Below are 21901 nucleotides of genomic sequence, written 5' to 3'. Positions count from 1 at the left end.
CGCTCAGAAGAAGGCCTTGGGCAGATACGCGGAGACCACCCAGTTCGGCGCGTCGACCACTTCGGTGATCCGCAGGTCCACGGCGACACTGCACAGCACACAGGCGTCCACCGGGTCCAGGCCGTAGCGGCTGCCCAGGTGGTCGATCACGGCCCGGGTGGCATCCCGCGCGGCACACATCAGATCGGGCCCGACGCCCATCGTGGCGCTATGGCCCGCCCCTGGACAGCACCACCCTGCACACCTCGGCCGCCGGCCGGGTGGCCGAGGGCGCCCTCGCCCTGGACGAGGTGTGCGGGCGTGGGGCCCGATGAGCGTCGGCGCGTTGCCGCATGCAACACACACGCGGACTCCTCCGCATGTGCTTCACATGCGCCGCGCACGCTAATTTTCCTGCCATGCCGAACGATGTGGGTCACGAGATCGCCGACACCCTGGGGCTGCTGCTGCGGCGCAGCACCCGCGCGCAGCTCTACCGCCGGCTCACCGAGGGCATCGGCGAGTCGTTGGACGAGACCACTTACCCGGTGCTCAGCGGCCTGGCCCGCACCGGCGCGGTGAGCGCCGCGGAGCTGGCCACCGAGATCGGCCTGGACCGGTCCGGAGTCACCCGGCGCGCCACCCGCCTGGAGGAGGCAGAACTGCTGCGCCGGGAACCTGACCCCGCCGACGGGCGAGCCACCCTGCTGGTGCTCACCCCCGCCGGAGAAGAGGCCGTGCAGGCCACCCGGGAGCGCCTGGCCCAGCAGATCTCCGCCGCGCTCGCCGACTGGCCCGACGGGGAGGCCCGCGCCTTCGCCCGCATGCTGCGGCGCTTCACCGTCGAGGGGCCGTTCACCCGCTCGGCAGCGGTGACCGACCTCCCGGACGAGTAGCCCGACGCAGGCGCATCCCCGCCCGGCGGAGCCGACCCTGCCGCCCGGCCTCAACCGAGGGGAGACGGCCGACCGGCAAGGATCGCGGCCACGCCGAACTCGAATCTCTCGTCGAAGGACCCCGGCGCGAGATGTGCGACCACACGGTGCAGCGAAGGGTGGGTCGTCTCGGAGACCGCACGGGCCAGCGCCTCTCCGAGGGGGCGGTCTCCGGCCGCCTGCTGCTCCTGGGCGAGGCCCAGGGCGAAGTAGGTGAGCGCCCACGCGGTCCAGGCGACCTCGCGGTCTTCGAGGCCGCACTCGAGCAGCGCTCCCACCAGCGTGTCCGCGAAGCGCAGGGTGTGCGGTTCGACGCCATACGTGCCGACGACGAGCGCGGCACCGTCACGGTGGCCGAGGAGGGCGCGGCGGTAGCGGCGGGCCAGTTCGCGGACGCGTTCCTCGGGGGCCGACGGCAGCTCGTCCAGCCGGATCTCACCGAGTACGGCGTCCGCCATCAGCTCCAGCATCCGGGCCTTGGTCTTCACATGCCACAGCACCGTGTTCATGCGGACGCCGAGACGGTCGGCGACCGCCCGGGTGGACAGCGCGTCCAGGCCGTTCTCGTCCAGCAGTTCCAGTGCCGCACCGATCACGGTGGCCGGATCCAGGCGGTCGCCTTGTTGCCTATTGGTCATTGACCTAGTTTACTGACCCGCACCAGAGCCTTGGTCATCGACCAAGAACCCTGGGGATCTCAGAACCTGGCCACAGACCCAAGGAAAGGTGATCCCATGGAAAAGCAGCAGGTCGTCATCGCCGGCGGCGGGCCCGTCGGGCTCTGGCTCGCCGCCGAGCTGCGGCTGAACGACATCTCCGTCACGGTCCTGGAGGAGCGCACCGAGATCGACCAGCGCTCCAAGGCGCTCACCATGCACCCGCGGAGCATCGAACTGCTGGCCTCCCGCGGGATCCACCAGCGGTTCCAGGACGAGGCACCGAAGATCCCCACCGGCCACTTCGCCAATCTGCCCAGCCGGCTGGACTTCTCGCTGCTGGACACCCCGTTCCCGTACACCCTCTTCCTGCCGCAGGCCCGCACCGAGCAGCTCTTCGAGGAGTACGCCCGCGGGCTCGGCGCCACCGTACGGCGCGGCCACCGTGTCACCGGCTTCACCGAGCACGCGGACTCGGTGACCGTGCAGGTGACGGGGGAACAGGGGCCGTACTCGGTCGAGGCCGACTACCTCGCCGGCTGTGACGGCTCCCGCAGCACCGTGCGCGAGAGCGCCGGCATCGACTTCCCGGGCACCCCGTTCAACTTCCTCGGCTGGCTCGGCGACGTGGCGCTCGACAACCCGCCCCCGCTCGCCTTCAACCAGTTCAACGAGCACGGCGGCGTACTCATCGCGCCGCTGCCCGGCAACCGGTGGCGGCTCGCCGGCACCAGCCCCGACGGGGGCGCCACGGAGTGGCCGGGCGACCTCACGATGGACGAGCTGCGGCAGAAGACCGTCGCCATCACCGGCGACGACTTCGGCATGCGCGACCCGTCGTGGCTCTCCCGGTACAGCAACACGACCAGGCTGGCCACCGAGTACCGACGCGGACGCGTCCTGCTCGCGGGCGACGCCGCCCATCAGCACTTCCCCACCGGCGGCGTCGGCATGAACTACGGCATGCAGGACGCCCACAACCTCGGCTGGAAGCTCGCCGCCACCCTCAACCGCTGGGCCCCTGAGGGCCTGCTGGACACCTACCACACCGAACGGCACCTGATCGGCACCCAGTTGGAGGAGCACAGCCGCGCCCAGACCCTGCTGCTGACCACCTTCACACCCGAGGCGCTCGCCATGCGGTCCCTGACCGCCCAGATGATCGCCGCCGTGCCGGAGTTCGGCCGGATTCTGGCCGGAAAGATCAGCGCGATCGGCATCGGCTACCCCAGCGACGACCCGGCGGCACACCCGCTGACCGGCACCCGCGCCCCCGGACTCACCTTCACCGGCACGGACATCACCCTGTTCGGCCTGCTGCGGGCGGACGCGTACGTCCTGCTCGACCTGACCGCCGGCGGTGCCCTCGCCGATCGCGCGCAGGAGCGGATCACCGTGCACGGCGGGGTGCTGGACCGGGCCCACGACGGCTGGGACGACGTGCGCGCCGCCCTGATCCGGCCCGACGGGCATGTCGCCCGCGTCTGGACGGAGCAGGACGACACCAAGCTCGGCGCGGCCGTGGACGACGACGTCGCCGCCGTCCTGGGTCACTGAAGGGACACGGGCCATGGATCTCGAACTCAAGGACAGGGTGTACGTCCTCACCGGTGCCACCCGCGGGCTGGGCTTCGCCGTCGCCCGCGAACTGGTCGCCGACGGGGCCAGGGTGGTCGTCGCCGGCCGCGACGCGAAGCGTGCGGCCGAGGCGGCGGCGGAGCTCGGCCCGAACGCGGCCGGAGTCGGCGTCGACAACGCAGACCCGCGAGCACCGGAACGACTGATCGCCACCGCACGCGAGCGGTTCGGCGGCTTCGACGGCATCCTCGTCAGCGTCGGCGGACCGCCCGCCGGCCGCATCGCGGACCACACCGACGCACAGTGGCAGGCGGCGTTCGAGTCGGTGTTCCTGGGTGCGGTACGGCTCGCCCGGGCGGCGGCCGCGGAGCTGACGGCCGGGGGCTCCATCGGGTTCGTCCTGTCGATCACGGCGTACGAGCCGACCCCCGGGATGGTCATCTCCAACGGGCTGCGGCCCGGCCTCGCCGGTCTGGCCAAGTCGCTCGCGGACGAGCTGGGGCCGCGCGGCATCCGCGTCTTCGGACTGCTGCCGGGACGGATCGGCACGGATCGCATGCGTGAGCTGGACGGACTGTCCGCCGACCCCGAGGGCACGCGAGCCGCCAACGAGTCCCGGATTCCACTGCGCCGGTACGGCACACCGGAGGAGTTCGGACGTGCGGGCGCGTTCCTGCTGTCCCCGGCGGCCTCGTACCTGACCGGGCTCATGCTCCAGGTGGACGGCGGCGCGCGACACGGATTCTGACGGTGCGCAGCGGTGCGGGGAGGTGTTCCTCGGCCTTGGTCAGGAACACCTCGCCGGCGGTGCTGGTGTGAACGTCCACAGGAACCACCTCGGAAACGGGATCATGCCTGTAACTTTCACTCTCGGGAACCCGAGTTCTCCCTGCCAACTCCCTTTTCCGCACCAGCACTTCGCCGAGGCCTGCATGTCCAACCCCCCTTCCCCCGCCCGTACGACCGCTCGTCACCACAAGGCGAGAACCCTGCACCCCGCACTCCGCCGGGTCGCCGTCGTCGCGGTGACCGTCCCCGTCGCCGGGACGATCCTTTTCGGTACGACCGCCTTCGCCGCCGGCAACACCGTCTCCACGGCCACGGCACTCGACCCCGCCGAGCAGAAGATCGCGGACGATCTCAGCACCCGCGTCCAGGACACCCGTCTCGGCAGCACCCTCAGCGGCGTCGTCATCGACGCCGAGTCCGAGAAGGTCGTCTGGGGCCACGACGCGGCCACCGCGCTGATGCCCGCGTCCAACACCAAACTCGGCACCGCCACCGCCGCGTTGACGGTGCTGGGCCCCGACCACCGGTTCACCACCAAGGCCGTCTACGGCAACGGCACGCTCACCCTCATCGGCGGCGGCGACCGCACCCTGACCAGCGCCGACCTCGCCGCGATGGCGAAGACCGCCGTCGCGGGACTCAAGAGCGCGGGTCTCACCTCGGTCAAGGTCCGGGTGGACGACAGCCTCTTCCCCGCGCCCACGCTCGCGACCGGCTGGAACGACGGCTACTACCCGGACTCCGTCGCACCGGTACGGGCGTTGGTGGTCGACGGCCACCACGTCACGGACACGTCCCTCGACGCGGGCCAGACCTTCGCCAAGCTCCTCGCCGCGCAGGGCGTCACCGTCACGGGCACCGTCACCCACGCGACGGCCGGCACGGGCGACGTGCCGGTCGCCCAGCACCAGTCCGCCGCGCTGTCCACCATCGTGAAGCACATGCTCAAGGTGAGTGACAACGATATCGCCGAGACACTGTTGCGGATGACCGCGATCGGCGCCGGACGCCAGCCCACCTTCGAGGACGGCGCGGCCGTCGTACGCGAGGTGCTCAGCGGGTACGGCGTCTCGCTGGACAACTACGAGATCCACGACGGCAGCGGTCTGTCCCGCGCCAACCGCATCCCGGCACAGACCATCGCCGACATCCTCGACGTGGCCGACGCCCCCCGCAACGCCCAGACCCTCGCCTCCATCATCGACGGCCTGCCCGTGGCGGGAGAAGCCGGCTCCACCCTGGGTCCCGAATGGGGCCGGTTCGACACCGCGGACTCGCAGTGCGCCGTCGGCAAGGTCCAGGCGAAGACGGGCACCCTCACCGGTGCGATCGCGCTGAGCGGACTGACCAAGGCCGCGGACGGCCGCTGGAAGATCTTCTCCTTCATCGAGAACAACTCCGCCGCCGACCCGGCCGCCACCAAGGACGCCCTGGACGGCCTGGCGGCCACCGTCAACGGCTGCTGGGCATAAGACTTTTGGGCGGTGACCGTCCCGTCGGCCGGTGGACGAGGCGGTCCTCGGCCGGGGACCGCACCATGCGGTACGACGCCCCCCGGCGACGCGGGGCACCTTGTGGCGGTCGTAAGCCGTGGGGCAGGACGAGGCAGGGAACCGGTGCTTTTTTTCTTTCTTGCTTCATAACAGGGTGCGGAACCTGTCTTCGCCGCTACGCTATACCGGAATTCACCGGGAATTTCCCGGTGAATCCGCACCTGTCGACGCATGTCCGTAGAGGTTTGACTCAGGTGCGGCCTTTTCCCGGGGGGGAATCGAACGCACGGTGGAACAAAATCGCATGCCTTTACGAATAGGCCCGTATCCGATATCCGATTTCCTCGGACGTGGCGGTATGGGGGCGGTCTATCTGACCCGCAGCCGGGGCGGCCGGTCGCTGGCCGTGAAGGTCATCCGTTCCGAGCTCGCCGCGAACCCGGACTTCCGCCGGCGGTTCGCCCGGGAGGTCGCCGCGGCGCGGAAGGTCAACGGGGCTTACACCGCGCCCGTGGTGGATGCCGACACCGACTGCTCCGAACCCTGGCTGGCCACGGTGTTCGTACCGGGTTGCGCGCTGTGGGACATGGTCCGGGCCGAGGGTGCCCTCGACGGCGGACGGGTGCGGGACCTGGGCGCGGGACTGGCGGAGGCCCTGATCGATATTCACGCCGCCGGGATCGTCCATCGCGATCTCAAACCGCACAACGTCCTGATGGGCTCGGACGGACCGCGGGTCATCGACTTCGGTATCGCGCACGTGGCGGATCTTCCGCCGCTCACCGATCCGGGTGCGTTGCTGGGCACTCCGCAATTCATGTCGCCTGAGCAAATCAGGGGGCGGGGACTGACCTTCGCCAGTGACGTCTTTTCCTTCGGTGTGGTTCTCGCTTATGCGGCGACCGGGGGCAGCCCCTTCGGCCCGGGAAGCAATGCGCAGCTCCTGTGCCGCATCCTGCACGAGGAGCCCGACCTGAGCGCTGTTCCCGCCGAACTGCGGCAGCTGGTCGGCGCCTGCCTCGCCCGGCGGCCCGAAGGACGGCCGTCGCCGGGCGAACTGCTCGAACTCCTGGCGAGCGGCGGGGGTTCCGGTGCACCAACCGTCCGGCCCGGCCCGCAGCCACACGTACCCACGGTCTGGGACCCGGGCGCGGAGCAGGGCGGAGCGGACTTCACACGCAACGCGTTGGCCGTACTGGAGGACGGACTGACCGACATCATGGTCATCGAGGCGGCCGGGTATGGCGGCTGAACACGACGGGCACCCGGCGCACCTCCTCGACGCCGACTGGAACCGGCTGGTGAAGCGATGGGCCGCCGGGACGGGACTCGCGGTGCACGACGAGGCCACCCATGTGTCGCTCAGCGTGGCACGCCGTCCGGCGGTCGCCGAGGACCTGCACGTCTATCTCACGACGTCCAGCCGCTTCCTGGTGGCGTTCATCACGAACGGCCGGACCCTCGGGCCCGGCGAACTGGCCCGTGCGGCCGCCGCCGCCAACGCCTGGAACATCGAACAGTTGATGCCGACCCTGTCCGTCTGGAACGTGCGCGGGAGACAGCCCCATCTGGCCGGCGTCTGCACCCTGCCCCTGTTGTGCCGGATGACCCAGCCCGACTTCGACGACACCGCGTCGAGCTGGGTCGACCAGGCCTCGACCATGTTCGCCCGATGCCGCGAGGTCTTCCGCCTGTGACCCACGAAACGACCCGATCGCGCCGGACGCGCCGGCCCCGAGCGGAACGCACGGCCGTCATCGGCCGCAACCTGGCGGGCGTCGCCCTGCTCGGCTCGGTGCTGGCCCTGGTGGCCGCACTGCCGGCCGGAGCCGCCCGACCGGAGCCGCCCGTCCCCACCGCCTCTCCCCCGGTACCGGCGAGCAGCACGCCGCTCTCGACCACGACCTCGACCGGCTCCGCCGCGGGATCGTGCCCGGACACCGACTTCACCACGGCCGTACTGTGCTGGGGCCGGACCCCGGCCGACGCCCGCGACTCGGTCATCGTGACCGTTTCGGCGCCGCAGGAACTGAACGAGAACGACGATTCACGCCCCGTCTCCGACGCCCTGGGACGACTGCGCGGGAGACTGACCGTGATCGTGCCGGACGGGGTGCGCACCGGCAGCGGAGGCACCCTTCTGCTCGCACTCGCCACCCACCGCGTGGTCGGGCGGCACAGCGTGGCCAGTCCGCTGACGGAGCGCGGCCGGCGGCAGTTGCTGAACCTCGGCGGCTGTCCGGCGGACGGGTTCTGCGACTACGCCCGGACGCAGCGCAGTGCAGGCGATCTCGTACGGCGCGGGCTCGCCCAGGACAGCCGCACCTCGCTGTTCACAGTCGGGTCCGCGGCGCGGGACGGGGGAGCGGGCGGAACGGACGGCGGCACCGGCGACGACGGGTCGGAGACGGGCGGCGCCTCCGGCGACGCGGCCTTCCTGCTCGTCGTCCTCGCCGTGCTCCTCTGCCTGGTGACCGCGCTGGGCCTGCTGATCGGGCGTACCCGTCGTCCCCGCGGGCCGTTCCCGGCCACCGCGGGAGCCGCGACCGCCACCCGGCACGGCGGGACGGTCACCCCGGAATCCGCCGGGGGCGTCCAGGGAGCTGCGCGGGCTTCCGGCCCAGGGCATCCGCCCCGGTCCGCGCCCGGCGGGGACGGGGGCGAAGCGCCGCCGTACGCCGGATCGGCGCACGCCGCGGCGCCGGATCCGCGTCGGCGGACGCCCGGGGGAAAGCGCCTGTCCGGAGGGAAGGGCGAACAGGCTCCGACGAGCGAGCCCGCGCCCAGGCAACGGTCGGCGGACGGCCACGCCCGCCGGCAGGACCTGCTGCCGGGCACCGTCCGCACGGCACTTCGGCCGCAGGGCTATGTGGCCGTCAACGGCCTGCTCTACCGGGCGACATGGAGCGGCGACGGGGAACCGCCCGAACCCGGGCAGCAGGTGGACCTCCGTCAGGAGAGCACCGGCGAGCTGACCGTCCTCGACAACGGCCCAGACGGCTCCCGGTCCGGCTGAGTCCGAACCTCGCACGACAGAAACCGCGACAGCGATTCACAGGGGTAGCCCATGCACGACGACGCCTCGCGAAGCGTTCCGCACTACTACAACGATGTCCTGCCCGTCGGCAACGCCCAGCGGCAGCCTCTGGTGCTCTGCCTGGACACCTCCGCCTCGATGGCGGACGAGCCGATCACCATGCTCAACGGGGCGCTGCGGGACTGGGTCCACGAACTGCGGGCCGACATCAGCCTCACCAACAGCGTCGAGGTGGCACTGATCACCTTCGGTGGGCAGCGGGTGTGCACCTGGAAAGGCACCACTCCCCTGCCCGACACCGCGGATCCGGACGCCTTCGTCACCGCGCGCGCGTTCGGCGCGCCCCATCTGCAGGCCAGCGGCGTCACACTGATGACGGAGGCACTGCGTGCCGCCGTACGGCTGGTCGCGGCTCGGAAGACAGCGCTGCGCGCCGCGGGGCACCTCTACGCCCGTCCGCAGATCTGCCTGATCACCGACGGACAGCCGACCGACGCCGAGGGCCATCCGACGGACGACTGGCAGCAGATCGTGCCGATGCTGACCGAGCAGCAGGAGAAGAAGAAGTTCCTGCTGTTCGCGATCGGAGTCGGAGGTATCTCCCCGCACGGGGAACGGGTCCTGCGGGCCATAGCGCCCGATTACTACGCCCGCCTGCAGGGATTCCCGTTCCGGCAGGTGCTGCAGATGATGTCCGCCAGTGCCGGGGCCCAGGACAAGGGCGACGGCGAGGAGGTCTACAAGAAGATCTTCGCGAGGTTCACCACCCAGAGGTCGGCGTGGGACACATGAACGCGACCACGATGACACCCAGTACCACGCAGTGGCGGCTGCACGGGGTCAGTGTGACCGGCCATCGGCACCGCAGCGACAACATGCCCTGCCAGGACGCCTTTCGGCACCGCAGCACCGGTCCTGACACCTTCCTGCTCGCCGTGGCCGACGGGGCCGGCAGCCGGTCACGGTCCCGGGAGGGGGCGGAGATGGCCGTGGAACTCGCGGACCTGCTCTTCCTCCCCGCCTCTCCGCTGCCTCAGGACCCGCGGGACGTGGAGGACTTCCTGCGAGCCCGGTTCACCGTGCTGCGTGCCGAGTTCATCCGCCGCACCCAGCCGCACCCGGAGGACTTCGCGACCACCCTGACCGTCGTCGTGCACACCGGCGGATGGCTCGGCTATCTGAGCGTGGGTGACGGGTTCGCCGTACTGCGGGCCGGAGTCCGGGCCGGGGAGCCGCAGTTCCATCTGCTGCCCCAGCCCGCGCCGGTGAGCGAGTACAGCAACGAGGCGTTCTTCGTCACCTCCGACGACGCGGCGCAGCGCCTGCAGACGGCCTGTGTCCTCGACAGCGAGGTGACCGGGATCCTGTTGTGCACCGACGGGCTGACCCAGGCCGCCGTGGAATTCCCCGGCAACAACAGGAAGCGCGCCAAGCACAACTTCGTCTCCAGGGTGCTCGGTGCGATGGAGCGGCCGGACATCGGCCAGGAGCAGGAGGCGGCGGAACTGGCGCGGCTGCTCGGGTCCCGGCGGCTGGCCGCGGACAACGCCGATGACAAGACTCTGCTCAGGGCGGTTCGAGGCCTGTGAACGACTTTTACGTCGGCGGGGAGCGCACCCCGCTCGAGAAGGAGTCGCTGGCGTCGGGCGGACAGGCCACGGTGTACGCGATCAGCGGACAGCCGCGGCGCGTGGTGAAGATCTACCACGATCCCCCCGGCGAGGAGCAGCGACGGCGGCTGGCCGGCATGATCAAGATGCGTCCGCTGCTCGGCCGGGCCGTCGACGACGGCCAGGCACCGGAACTGGCCTGGCCCGCCGCCCTGGCCGAGGACGCGGACGGCACGACCGTCGGATACGTCATGCGGCGCTTCGCCCAGCCGGAGCACATCCCGCTCGCAGCGCTGTTCGACCGGCCGACCAGGACCTCGCTGTTCCGGTCCGAACTGGACTGGGGCTTCCTGCTGGGCGTCGCCTGGAACCTGGCCTACCTGACGGTCCGTCTGCACAGCGAGGACATCGTGGTGGGCGACTTCTCGGCCCGCAACATCGTGGTGGACCAGGCCGGGTTCGTGACGTTCCTGGACTGCGACTCGATGTCCTTCCAGGATCCGGACGGCAGGACCCGCTACCAGTCCGACATGTTCACCCCGCACTACAGCGCACCGGAGCGCTTCGAGGGCGCGCCGGCCTCCCGGGCGAGTGACAGCTTCGCCCTGTCGATATGTGTCTTCCAGCTCCTCACCGGGGGCACCCATCCGTTCGCAGGCTATCCGAAGGACCTGGGCTCGGAGAGCATCTCCATGCGCAGCCGCATCGCCGACGGGACCTCGTACGTCACCCAGCCCCAGCGGGTCGTCATGCCCCGGGGCACGGTCCCGCCGGACGTTCTTCCACCACCCCTCTTCGCCCTGGCCGAGCGCGCCTTCGGCAGGAAACCGTCCGACCCCACGGCCCGGCCCACACCGGCCGAGTGGTTCGAGGCCCTGGAAGCGACGCGCAACGGCATGGCGTCCTGTGCCGTACGTACCCATCACACGTACGGCTCCCATCTGGACGCCTGTCCATGGTGTGCCCGCGTGGACCGCCAGGAGCCCGACCTCTTCGAGTCGACACCGGTGCCCCTCGCGACGGCGCCGCCCCCGGCCGCCCACCCGAAACCCACCCTCGCGGCCCCCTCCGCAGCCACCCCCTCTTTCCGAGTCCCCGTCTCCCGCTCCTCCATGGCCAAACGCCTGTCGGTATCGGTCCTCCTGCTGATCGCGCTGCTCACCGTCGCCCTGGTCCTCCTGCACCACCACTGACCGCCGACGCGACGCCGGCGCCGGGTGCTGACGACCGGTGACGGCCCCGGACAGAGGCGCTCGCCGTCCCTGGCGGGGCCGCCGACGGTGCGCTGGGGGGGGGAGAGACGGCGGCGGTCGGGACGCCTCCCCCGAGTCGGCCTGGAGAACGAGGCCGGGCGCGATGACCGCCGTGGTCGGTGCGGCCATCGTGGCCGGCCGCCAGATCGCGATATACGCGGGTGCCCGAGAGCGACACGGCCACACGCGGCTGTGGAACCGTCCGGAACCGCCGTTCCCCAACGCGAACGCAGGTTCCGGTGTCCCAGCCGCAAACCGTTGCCGGACCGGGGGTGCCGTACGCGAATCGCGTACCTCCTGCACACCGGCATCCAACGGGAGTACCTGCCCAATAACCTGGGCTTCGGCTCCGGCATGACCCGCCGGCGCCGCCTGCGGGACCGGAACGAGGCCGGCGTCCGGCACCGCCTGCACGAGATCCTGCTCGCACAACTGAACGCCACCTCGGTCGGCACCTCCCCCGTCAGGGCGCCCAAGACGGCACACCAGTCGCGATCCTGCTGACCGACGGCGACCGCAACGCTGTCACCCCGTTGCCATCCTTGCCCGATGCGATCCCACCGGTACTCGGCACCTATCGGCCGACCGTGGCCAACATCGTGCCGGGGCGGCCTCCTCGGAAGCGGCATTGTCCGTATTCCGACGGTGGTTGTTCCATTGGTTCCCCGCTTACGGTGGATGGTCAGAATCGAACAGATCCCGACGAACGAAGGAGCACTGTGGACACAGAATTGGCAATGCTCGTCGGAACCGGGGCAACAACGGTCGTGGGTCTCATGGTCACCGAGTCGTGGGAGCAGGCGAAGCAACGCTTGACACGGCTGTTCACTCGCGGTGGTGAAGCAACCACTGTGGCCGGAGAGCTGGACGAGTCCCGCACTGCCCTGATCTCGGTCGTCGGGGCCCCGGACGAGGACGACGTCACGTCCGACATCACCGCAGCGGTGAGGCTCCGCCTACGCCGCCTACTGGAGCGCAATCCCGATATGGCGGACGAACTCCGGTTTCTGGTCGCAGAATTCGCTCCTCTGCTGAAGGACGGCACGGCAGGTTCGGTGCACAATGCGATCACCGGTGGCACACAGCACGGTCCTGTGTTCCAAGGGCAGTCTTTCTCCCATCTGAACCTGCACGAGTCCCAGCGCAACGCTCCGGGCCGTGATGGCTGACGCCCACTGAGGCATGCCGGCGAGTTCAACACACACGTGAAAGGGACCGGTGGGACAACCGGCGATTCGGAGGGACAAGTGGAGAGCCACGAGCTCAATTCAAACAACGAGTTGAGCGGCACGGTCCACGGCCCGACCATCCAGGCGGGTGTGGTGCACGGCGGCATTCACATCGGCTTCGACGCCACCCCCGGCAGACTGACGCCATGGCAGCTCCCGCCCTCCGGGCACATGGTCGACCGGGAGGTGGAACTGGCGGCGCTGGAGCGGCACCGGGCCCGAGCCGAGCGTGCGTCGCGGCCCGTACTGGCCTCTGTAAGCGGCTTGGGCGGAATCGGAAAGACTGCCCTCGCGCTGAAATGGCTGCACACTCTGCGTGCGTACTTTCCGGACGGCCAACTCTATGCAGAACTGGGCGCCGGTTCGGCAGATGAGCCGGCGCTTCCGGAACAGGTTCTCGCGCGCTTTCTGCGCGCTCTGGGCGTCCCCGCATCGCAGGTTCCCACGACACTGGTCGAGCGGACCGCTCTGTACCGGTCGTTGACAGCCGAACGACGCCTTGCGGTGCTGCTCGACGACGCCGCTACCGCGGCTCAGGTGCGCCCCTTGTTACCCGGGGGCGGGAACGTGGCGGCTGTGACCAGTCGAAGCCGTCTACCAGGGCTGACCGTGGACGGCTGCTACCCGGTCCATCTTGACTCCCTCGCCCCCGAGGCCGCTGTGGAACTGCTCGCCGACACTCTGCCGGACGACCGGGTGGCCTCGCAGCCCGGTGACGCACGCATTCTGGTCGAGTTGTGCGCCGGGCTACCTCTGGCCGTCCGGGTCGCCGGGGCCAGACTCGCCGCGCGACCGCATAGGCGTATCACCACGATGGTCCGGGCTCTTACCGCGGAACGCGATCGGCTGGAGGCGTTGGCCATCGACGGCGACCACGACGTACGGGCTGCGTTGGACCTTTCGTACCGGGCACTGTCCCCCTCTGCCGCCAGGCTCTACCGGCTGTTGGGACTGCACCCGGGTCCAGAGTTCGCGACCGCGGTCGCGGTGGCGGTGCTCGCCGGTGAGCGGGACGCCGCGGAAGCGCTGGAGACGCTGCACGACGCGAGTCTGCTGTTCGAGACGGAGGAAGAGCGTCACCGCTTCCATGACCTCGTGCGTCTGCACTCCATCGCCAAGGCGCAGGAGGACGAGACGCCCGAGGAGCGGGCACGCGCCGTACGCCGGATCGCCGACCATTACCTGGCGAGTGCCACGCGCGCCGAGCAGCTCGTCGATCCCCAGCATCGCACCATGGCACGCGACTACGGCTCCGACCCGGTATTCATCGCGGACGTCGGCGCCGATTCCGAGGCCGCCCTGGACTGGCAGGAACGGGAACTTCCCAATCTGATGTCGGTAATCCGGCACTCCCTCTCTGCGGGCTTTCCCACCGTCGCCTGGCAGCTGGCCGACGCCCTATGGCCACTCTTCCTGCGGCGCAAGTTCTACGACGACTGGCACACCGCTCATGACGAAGGGCTGGCGGCTGCCGCGGCCCTCGGCGACAAGGCGGCCGAATGCCGGATGCTCACCTCGGGCGGCGTGGGACGACTGGGCTCCGGGGACCACGGACTTGCCCTGCAGATGTTCGAGCGTGCAGCGGACCTGTTTCTGGACCGCGGCGATCGCCTGGGCCAGGCGCGTACGCTCAATTACCGCGGCCTCGCCCTCCAACGGCTCGGACGGCTGGACGAAGCCGCCGGTCTCTTTCGACAGGCCAACGTGGAACTGACGCTGTGCGGGGACGCGCGGGCCGGGGCACTGGCCCGGCTGAACCTCGCCGACATCGCTCTCACCACCGGGCACCCGGCGGAGGCTATCAAGCACGGCCGAGCCGCGCGCTCCGCGCTGGGGGACGCGGGCGACACTTACAACGCCGCGCGGGCGAACACACTCCTGGGTAACGCCTGTATCGCCCTGCACCGCCTCGATGACGCGCAGGAGCGGTTCTCGTCCGCGCTGCAGACATTGCGAGGACTGGGCGCAGACTACGAGACGGCCCGTGCCCTCGGAGGCATGGCCGAGGTCGCCGAGCGGTGCGGGGAGGTGCGCACCGCCCGGGACCAATGCCGTGAGGCTCTGGATCTCTACTCTTCCGTGGGCCGATCCCAGTCGACCGAAGCCGAGGCGACCCGCCACCGGCTTCGACGGTTGGACAACGGACTGCCGGATGCCTGAACCCGGTCGACGTACAGCGGTGCAGCTCCGAACTCCGCGGCCGGCCGCCCGGTTACCAGCCACGCGTGGGCCAGCGAGGCGAGCACTCCCCACACCTCCTCCGTGTGCTCCGGTCCGTCAACGTCGAGCACACGTACGATGCCCACCTCACCGAGGCGGAGCCAGCAACGGCGGTCCTGGTACACCGCGACCACCAGAGCGCCCGGATGGCGGAGAGCCGTTGCGGCGGCCTTCGCCGCTCCGGCGCCACGCACGATCAGAACATCACCGAGCTGGGACCAGTGTGCCGGTGCGGGAAGTGCGGTTCTGATGTGCTCGTCCGTACTCAGGGTTCTGTGGGCCCCGCTCAGCAGCAGCGTCCGAACTCGCTGTACGGAAGCACCTACCCCGGCGCTCTGCGGCTCAGCCGTCCGGCGCACCAGAGCGATGAGCGGCAGCCTCGTCATGGGGCCGCCACACTGCCGGGTTCGTCGTACCGAACCGTCAGCGGAAGGCGCGCCGGTTGCGTCACGGTCCCTGCGCCGGGAGCCCGTAGCCGCAGCTTGCGGTAGAGCAACGATCGCATCTTGCGCGAGAAGCGGCCCGGTTCCGACGAGATGCGGGCCGCTACCCGCTCGTACCGGTGCGAACGCCATGCCGCGGAACTCCGCCTGATCTGAGGAAGCAGCGGGCGGTCCCTCCGCAACCGCGGCGCGAATGACATGAGTTCAGCCAAAGGCGATCCCGGATCCACGTCGGGATCCGCTCGGCCCGCCATGAGCACGGGAACGCCGGTCATCGCGCCATAGAGCGAGACAGACCCGTGATCGCCCACGATGTAGTCGGCGGCGACCAGCGCCCCCGCCCAGTCCCCGTTCGGACTGACGAGGGTCAGTCCCGAACGCGCCAGCCCTGCGAGCCATGCCCGGACCTGCCAGCCCCCATGTGCGTTCCAGACGTGGGGGTGCAGTAGCGCGGCGACCCGGAACTCGTCCCTGGGAAGCTCAGCGATCAGCCGTTCCAGAACGTCCCATCCCTGGCCCAGGAGCGAGTCGGGCCCCCACGTCGAACAGGCGAGAACCAGACGTTGTCCTGCCGTTGTGCCCAGCGCATCGCGGTACAACGCCCGTGAGGGGATGCTGGCGGCGATCCGGTCGAAACACGGGTCACCCACCACCTCGGCCGCCGACACCGCTTCAGGGCACTCACGGCCGAGCCGGGCCAACTCCTCACTGTGAGCCAGCACGATCACCTCGGGCACGACCGTGCCATCCCGCACCAACCGCTGCCTGCTGAGACCGTAAGTTCCGCGTTGTGCCACCGTGGCCCCGTTGCGCGCCGCTGGGGTGAGCTTGTTGTGTCCGGCCCCGTGCGGAAGCACGATCACCGGACCGTGCAGTTCGTGCAGGCTGCCATGACTGGCGGCCAGGGCGAGATGGAAATGGGTCTGCACCGCCTGGCTCCATGGGAGTATCAGACCACCGACCCGTGCCAGAAACTCGGCTACCCCGTTACCGAAAACGTCGGGTGCCTGGGTGAAAAAAGTCTGCACCCTGACGTCACCGTCCAGCAGGCGTACCGCATCGAGCAGTCGCTGCCCCGCGATCACCGTGTGCACCACGACCAGGACGCGCCTTCGTGTCCTTCGAGTGGCCCAACGCTCGACGTCCAGGCGCACCGGCACATGGCGCCAGTGCGGCTCGGACACTGTCACACTCATCGTTGAAATCCCCCGGATCTCCTTCATGCCTTCTCGACCGCGTTCCTGCACGGTCGGTGACGGGCCGTCAGCGGCCCATGGCACTGGAATGCCCCCTGGGAGGGACGGCTGGCTTGCAGGAACCCTGCACTCCCGTGGAATCCGGTCCCGATCCTGTGCGCCCGCCGCGCTTCAATGCGCCCCTTCTCTCCGCCCCACCACTCAAAGAACAGTGGATCGATGGCCGCACATATGTGCGGCGCCGTCAAAATCGGCAGGAAGAAGCACACCCGTCGGTGGTGATGATGGAACTTCTTGCTCTGGGACCTCTTGAGCTGTGGCATGGCGGGCAGCAATACGAACTCGGATCGCTGAAGGAACGCAGAGTGCTCGCCACCTTGATCCACTCACGGGGCGAACCAGTCTCCGTGGACACGCTGATGGACCGTGTCTGGAACAGCGAGCCGCCGCCAACCGCCCTCGACACGCTGCACAGTTATATCTCCCGGCTTCGCGGCCGGCTGCGTCGGGCGGTGGGCGACGGCCTGGCGCGGGTGGATCGGCCCTCGCCTCGGCTGTATCAGTTGCGGGCCGATCCGGAGGACATCGATCTGTTGCGATTCCAGCGCCTGCGCACGGATGCTGCGACCGCAGCGGCACGCGGCGAGCGTGAGCTGGCCATCGGACTGCTGCGCACCACTGAGGCTCTGTGGCGCAGCGAGCCGCTGACCGAGTTCGCCGACAACCCCTGGGCGCTGTCCGCGCGTTCCCGTCTGCTTGAGGATTACCGCCGAGTTCGCGAGGAACGGATCAGTCTGGAACTGGAGTTGGGACGGCATGCGGATCTGATAGGCGAGCTTCAGGAACTTGCCTCACAGAATCCCTTCGCGCAACAGGTGATCGGATCCCTGATGCTCGCCCTCTACCGCTCCGGACGACATGACGAAGCGCTCGCCGCCTACCGGGACACGCACAGAAGGCTACAAGAGAGCCAAGGGATCGAGCCGGGCGCGGAACTGCAGGACCTGCATCTCCGCATGCTCGACCAGGATCGCACCCTTCTTCGCACGGAGATCAAATCGTCCGCTCTCCCGCCCTCACCGGAGTCTCGCAACTGCCTCCCACGAGACACGAAGGACTTCACCGGACGCGTCAGCGAACTGCGCATCCTTCTGGCCGCTTCGCAGTCCGCAGGCCATGCGGCAAGCGCGTTGCCTGTCACCGTCATACACGGAATGCCCGGTATCGGAAAAACTGCTCTGGCCGTCCATGCCGCGCACCTCCTGTCCTCCACATATCCCGATGGTCAGTTCTACGTGGACCTGCGGGGCTTCAGCGATCAGCAGCCTCTCGACCCGGCCGAGGCTCTGGCCGTGTTACTGGATGCCGCAGGGTGGTCCGGAGACTTGCCGGACACGACGACGGGGAGGGCTGCCAGGTGGCGGGAGTGGACGGCACGACGGCGCGCCCTCGTGGTGCTCGACAATGCCCGAGACGCCAAACAGGTCGGACCCCTGCTACCTGGTAGCCCCGACTGTCGGGCCATGGTGACCACCCGGAGCCGGCTGGCCGGGCTGGACAGCGCCACCTCGCTGCCGCTCGAAACCCTTTCCAGGGCCGAGGCGGCTGCGCTCTTCACCCGCATCGTCGGCACCGCACGGTCGTCCGCCGAGCCTGAAGCCCTGTACAGGGTCGTGGACGCCTGCGGATGCCACCCCTTGGCTGTGCAGCTGATGGCAAGCCGGTTTCGGCATCGGGACTCGTGGGCCCTTCAAGATCTTCTCGACCGGCTGGCTCAAGCGCCCGAGCCACTCAAGGAGTTCGACGATCTGATCGCATCGGTATTCTGGGTTTCGTACACAGAACTCAGTGATACATCAAGGCATTTGCTGCTCAGTCTCGCTCTGCACCCAGGCCCCGACATCACTTGCCAGGCGGCAGCAGCACTGGGCGGGCAGTCCGTCGAGACAGAACCGAGAAAACTGGAGCGGTGCATCGAGGAACTGCTGGACTCCAGTCTCCTCGACGAGCCGGTGCGTGGACGCTACCGACTGCACGACCTGACCCGAGCCTTCGGCTTGCAGGTCGGGGCCGGAACATCCCGGCCCGCGGCCCGGCATGTGTCGGTGGGGCGTCTCATCGCCTTCTATCTGACCACGGCTCAGCGGGCCGACGATCTCGCTTATCCCCATCGTCGGCGGATACCACTGGGCCCGACACAGGAGTCCGCCTACGCTCTGGACTTCTCAAACGCGGACGAGGCCTCGGTATGGCTCAGCGTGGAACGCGCCAATCTCCTGGCGGTCGCCCGTATCGCCGCGGTCGCGTACCCGGAGTACGGCGGACTGTTTCCGGGTGTTTTGGCACGCTCCCTGAAACTCTGGGGTGACTGGGACATCGCAGCGGACCTCTTCGACGCGGCCGTACCGGCACTCCGTGCCTCGGGCGACCGGTCCGCACTCGCCCGTACCCTGTCGGACCGAGCGGACCTTCTCGCCCAGCGGAATCACCGTGAGGCATTGCGCTGCGCGACCGAGGCCCTGTCGATCTACGAGGACCTGCGGGATGCCAACGGTCGAGCCGACGCACTCCTCCAGGCGGGCCGCGCACACTTAGCGGCCGGCCACGGCGGCACGGCCATGAGCGTGTTCGAAGCATCACTGACCCTGTACCGCGAGGTCGGCGACCGGTCCGGGGAGGCCGAGTCCCTCAACATGGAAGGTGTGGCGCTGTATTACGCCGGGCGATACGACGAAGCACTCCACAAGGTCCAGCTCATGCAGGGAATCTACGAAGCATTGCCCGACCCGTACGGGCTGGCGCAGGCCCTCAACAACCGCGGCGAACTCCACTACCTCCAGGGGCGCTACGACGACGCGCGCAAGTGCTACGAGCAGTCCCTGGTGCTGATGCGACGGCACGGCGGCCGACAGGAGCTCGCGATTCTCGATACCAACCTCGGTGCGGTTCATCAGGCTTCAGGACGTACGGACCGTGCGCTGGCCTGTTACCGAAGGGCCCTTGCCGCACATCGGGCCGGTGGTGACGTCTTGGGCGAAGCCGATGTGCTGATCAGTATGGGAAGGGCCCATGCACAGTCGGCGCGCAGGGGCGAGGCCCTGCTGCACTTCACCATGGCGGAACAGGTGGCCATCCGTATCGACAACCCTTACGAGAGATTGCGCGCGCTGATCGGAATGGCGGACGTTCAGCGGGATTCAGGGCGGCTTCACATCGCGTTCCAGGGTTACGAGCAGGCCCTCGAAGTAGCCCGGAGCGCGGAGTACCCGCTGGGTTCCGCCCACGCACTTGCCGGACTCGCGCGGACCGCCGCCCTCCGGCCTCACGGAGCCGAACAGGCCCGGGAGTACGGCGAGCAGGCGGTCGCGCTGTATCGACGGCTTGGCGCTGGCAAGGAAGCAGAGCAACTGCTTCACCTGCTGACCGGGCAACGACCGACCGGCTCCTGAGTCCCTACCAGGCGCCGGCGAGGCCCGGTGTCACCACATCCAGCGCTCCACCACGACTGCCACCAAGCTGGATGCGGCGCACAGAGTACAGAAGATGTTCAAGGCACTCCTCAACATGAGCATTGACGAACCTTCGCAGCGCGGAAGATCGTTGCGGGTGGCGAGACTAGCGGAGGACGGGGGGCGTTACGACACGTTTGCGCAACACGAACACGCGTGGTAATTATCAGCGGCATGACCAACTTGAACTGACATGAACGCCTCACGCTCCTCACTCAAGTGGATTGCTATCGCAAATCTACCCATCGGTGGCACCACCAACAGAGGAAGAATCTTCCGGTGTCACATCCGCCGTCGCGGTAGATGCCACCCCGCGCTCCGGCGTGACCGGCCATACAAGACCGCGCCGATCCTGCCCGGCCAGCGGAGCGTTCGCGACGCATGGGGTGGTAGAAGCAGTCCTCCATGGCGGCAGCTCGAAGTGCAGGAATCAGCCGCCCACCAGGCGCAGCTCAAGCGAGCGGTTTTGAAGTTCGTGAGCATTGCGTTGCAGGTGGAGAAGGCAGTGTTCACGCAATCGGACGGTGGCGTAGCGCGGCCGATCCCGCGCTCGGCCCACTCCTCGATGACGTTTGGCTCGCCCAGGCGAAGATCGACCTGGCAGCCAGAAGCGAGCTCCTGCCGGGCGCTGCCTATCGTTGTGCGCTCCGCCTTGCTGCGGCGCCCGAGGCGAGACAACCGACGTGTCCGCGCTGCGCGGGCCGCAGGCCAAATTCATGGAGGCCGAGCCGTCCTGCAGCCTGTATGGCACCGGTCACCGGGCTGAGGCCGCGTCAGTTCGGCTAGCCGATCTCCGCGTTGCTGCACGAGGAGGCGGACCCGGTCCGCAAAGGGCGGCCCGGGGGTCTGCCGCTCCTCACGGGGTGCTGTTCCCGCCGGTGTCCGAGAGGAACGCTTGGCGGAGTTGCAGCGGCGCCATGCCGTGCCAGCGGTGGACCGCTCGGCGGAGGGCGCGTTCGTCGGAGAAGCCTGCCCGGCGGGCCACCTCGCGGAGGGTGAGGTGGGGGCGGTGCAGGAGTTGTTCGACGCGTTCGCGTCGTACCCCCTCGACGATCGCCTCGTAGGAGGTGCCGCAGCCGGCCAGGCGGCGGCGCAGCGTGCGTTCGCTCGACGCGTGCCTGCGGGCCTGTTCGGAGAAGGAGGGGACCTCCGGGAGGCTCTGCGCGACGGAGATCTCCAGTACCTCCAGGAGGTCCTGCTGGCGGCGCCGGGAGGCCATCTGCGCTTCGAGCAGTTCGAGGATCGAGGCGTAGGTGACCGGATCGCGGCCCGGCATCGGCCGGTTGATCCATGCCTGCGGCACCACCAGCCGGTTGCGGGAGGCCCCGAAGTGCAGGGGGCAGCGGAAGAGGTCGCGGAACGGCTGGACGTCGTGCGGAGCGGGGAAGGCGAAGTGGACGTCCTTCGGTGCGAGGCCGGCGCCGGCGGCGAGGCGGCCCAGCGTGACGACGCTGGAGAACGCCTCCTCGACGAGGAAGACGGCTACGTGCGGGTCGAGCACCGGATCGGGCAGGTCGGCCCGCACCACGTAGTCCGGGCCCTCCCGGCCCGCCGACCAGACCGTCATGGCCCCGGACACGTTCTGGTAGCGCACGCCCGTCTCGATGGCCACCTGGAGGGTGTCGCTGGCGAGCATGGCGAAGCCCGGGAGTCCGATGGCGGTGAGGTGCTGTGCGGCTCCCACCCGCAGGCCCAGGTTCTCGTCCCCGGTGAGTTCGACGGCGCGCCGGATGACGGCACTGCCCTGACGGTAGGAGACGCGCAGTGCCGCCGATCGCAGCAGGCTCTCGGTGAGACCCACCTGGGTCAGCTCCGGCCGCAGGTCGACGCCGTACTCCCTGGTGATCTGCGTGAGGTAGCGCAGGATGCCCGGGGCGATGGTCGCCGACGTGCTGCGCGTGGTGCCGTTCTCCGGACGGGGTGGCTCGGGCATGGCTTCTCTCCAGGGCCGTACTGGCGACCACTTTAGGCAGT

General features: G+C 69.3%; 17 protein-coding genes and 1 pseudogene. 14 read left to right on the top strand and 4 right to left on the bottom strand.

Annotation, left to right across the window (positions count from 1 at the left end; all coding sequences use genetic code 11):
• Nucleotides 1-3 precede the first annotated feature (3 nt).
• Complete coding sequence (locus KVT45_RS40665; protein WP_254648078.1) at nucleotides 4-201, bottom strand: acetamidase/formamidase family protein; 198 nt, start codon at nucleotides 199-201, stop codon at nucleotides 4-6.
• A 197-nt stretch (nucleotides 202-398) separates the two neighbouring features.
• Between KVT45_RS40665 and KVT45_RS40660 the strand changes: the two genes are divergently transcribed.
• Complete coding sequence (locus tag KVT45_RS40660; RefSeq protein ID WP_217554410.1) at nucleotides 399-875, top strand: MarR family winged helix-turn-helix transcriptional regulator; 477 nt, start codon at nucleotides 399-401, stop codon at nucleotides 873-875.
• A 50-nt stretch (nucleotides 876-925) separates the two neighbouring features.
• Here the strand turns inward: KVT45_RS40660 and KVT45_RS40655 are convergent, their stop codons facing one another.
• Nucleotides 926-1552: a TetR/AcrR family transcriptional regulator C-terminal domain-containing protein gene (locus KVT45_RS40655; RefSeq protein WP_217554408.1), complete on the bottom strand. Its 627-nt coding sequence runs from the start codon at nucleotides 1550-1552 to the stop codon at nucleotides 926-928.
• A gap of 96 nt (nucleotides 1553-1648) precedes the next feature.
• Between KVT45_RS40655 and KVT45_RS40650 the strand changes: the two genes are divergently transcribed.
• From KVT45_RS40650 to KVT45_RS40595, 12 genes and pseudogenes are all read left to right on the top strand, one after another.
• Nucleotides 1649-3127: an FAD-dependent monooxygenase gene (locus KVT45_RS40650; protein ID WP_217554406.1), complete on the top strand. Its 1479-nt coding sequence runs from the start codon at nucleotides 1649-1651 to the stop codon at nucleotides 3125-3127.
• Nucleotides 3128-3140: 13 nt separating this feature from the next.
• A complete protein-coding gene (locus tag KVT45_RS40645; RefSeq protein WP_217554405.1) occupies nucleotides 3141-3896 on the top strand; it encodes an SDR family oxidoreductase in 756 nt (251 codons plus the stop codon).
• Between the two features lie 184 nt (nucleotides 3897-4080).
• Complete coding sequence (dacB, locus tag KVT45_RS40640; RefSeq protein WP_217554404.1) at nucleotides 4081-5409, top strand: D-alanyl-D-alanine carboxypeptidase/D-alanyl-D-alanine-endopeptidase; 1329 nt, start codon at nucleotides 4081-4083, stop codon at nucleotides 5407-5409.
• 325 nt (nucleotides 5410-5734) lie between these two features.
• The gene (locus KVT45_RS40635) at nucleotides 5735-6682 is read left to right on the top strand and encodes a serine/threonine-protein kinase (protein ID WP_217554403.1); all 948 of its coding nucleotides are present in this window, start codon (nucleotides 5735-5737) and stop codon (nucleotides 6680-6682) included.
• Nucleotides 6672-7127: a hypothetical protein gene (locus tag KVT45_RS40630; protein WP_217554402.1), complete on the top strand. Its 456-nt coding sequence runs from the start codon at nucleotides 6672-6674 to the stop codon at nucleotides 7125-7127. The genes KVT45_RS40635 and KVT45_RS40630 overlap by 11 nt, the downstream gene beginning before the upstream one ends.
• On the top strand, nucleotides 7124-8446 hold the full coding sequence (locus tag KVT45_RS40625; RefSeq protein ID WP_217554400.1) for a hypothetical protein: 1323 nt from the start codon (nucleotides 7124-7126) through the stop codon (nucleotides 8444-8446). Before KVT45_RS40630 ends, KVT45_RS40625 begins: the two co-directional genes overlap by 4 nt.
• 51 nt (nucleotides 8447-8497) lie before the next feature.
• Nucleotides 8498-9259, top strand: a complete 762-nt coding sequence (locus KVT45_RS40620) for a VWA domain-containing protein (protein ID WP_217554399.1) — start codon at nucleotides 8498-8500, stop codon at nucleotides 9257-9259.
• A complete protein-coding gene (locus KVT45_RS40615; RefSeq protein ID WP_254648076.1) occupies nucleotides 9256-10056 on the top strand; it encodes a PP2C family serine/threonine-protein phosphatase in 801 nt (266 codons plus the stop codon). Before KVT45_RS40620 ends, KVT45_RS40615 begins: the two co-directional genes overlap by 4 nt.
• Nucleotides 10053-11270: a protein kinase gene (locus KVT45_RS40610; RefSeq protein WP_217554398.1), complete on the top strand. Its 1218-nt coding sequence runs from the start codon at nucleotides 10053-10055 to the stop codon at nucleotides 11268-11270. Before KVT45_RS40615 ends, KVT45_RS40610 begins: the two co-directional genes overlap by 4 nt.
• A 250-nt stretch (nucleotides 11271-11520) precedes the next feature.
• Nucleotides 11521-11902, top strand: a pseudogene (locus KVT45_RS56870) (transposase); the annotation flags it as partial.
• A 147-nt stretch (nucleotides 11903-12049) separates the two neighbouring features.
• On the top strand, nucleotides 12050-12499 hold the full coding sequence (locus KVT45_RS40600) for a hypothetical protein (RefSeq protein WP_217554396.1): 450 nt from the start codon (nucleotides 12050-12052) through the stop codon (nucleotides 12497-12499).
• A gap of 78 nt (nucleotides 12500-12577) precedes the next feature.
• Nucleotides 12578-14719: a tetratricopeptide repeat protein gene (locus KVT45_RS40595; protein WP_217554395.1), complete on the top strand. Its 2142-nt coding sequence runs from the start codon at nucleotides 12578-12580 to the stop codon at nucleotides 14717-14719.
• Between the two features lie 442 nt (nucleotides 14720-15161).
• Here the strand turns inward: KVT45_RS40595 and KVT45_RS40590 are convergent, their stop codons facing one another.
• On the bottom strand, nucleotides 15162-16418 hold the full coding sequence (locus KVT45_RS40590; RefSeq protein ID WP_217554427.1) for a hypothetical protein: 1257 nt from the start codon (nucleotides 16416-16418) through the stop codon (nucleotides 15162-15164).
• Nucleotides 16419-16552: 134 nt separating this feature from the next.
• Between KVT45_RS40590 and KVT45_RS40585 the strand changes: the two genes are divergently transcribed.
• Entirely contained in the window at nucleotides 16553-19867 is a 3315-nt protein-coding gene (locus tag KVT45_RS40585; RefSeq protein ID WP_308311014.1) for a tetratricopeptide repeat protein, read from the top strand.
• Between the two features lie 916 nt (nucleotides 19868-20783).
• Here the strand turns inward: KVT45_RS40585 and KVT45_RS40580 are convergent.
• Entirely contained in the window at nucleotides 20784-21860 is a 1077-nt protein-coding gene (locus KVT45_RS40580; protein WP_217554394.1) for an AraC family transcriptional regulator, read from the bottom strand.
• Nucleotides 21861-21901: the final 41 nt, after the last annotated feature.

Origin of the sequence: Streptomyces sp. GbtcB6 (assembly GCF_019091475.1) — a bacterium.
GTDB lineage: Bacteria > Actinomycetota > Actinomycetes > Streptomycetales > Streptomycetaceae > Streptomyces > Streptomyces hyaluromycini.
This window is presented reverse-complemented; position numbering and strand designations above follow the sequence as displayed.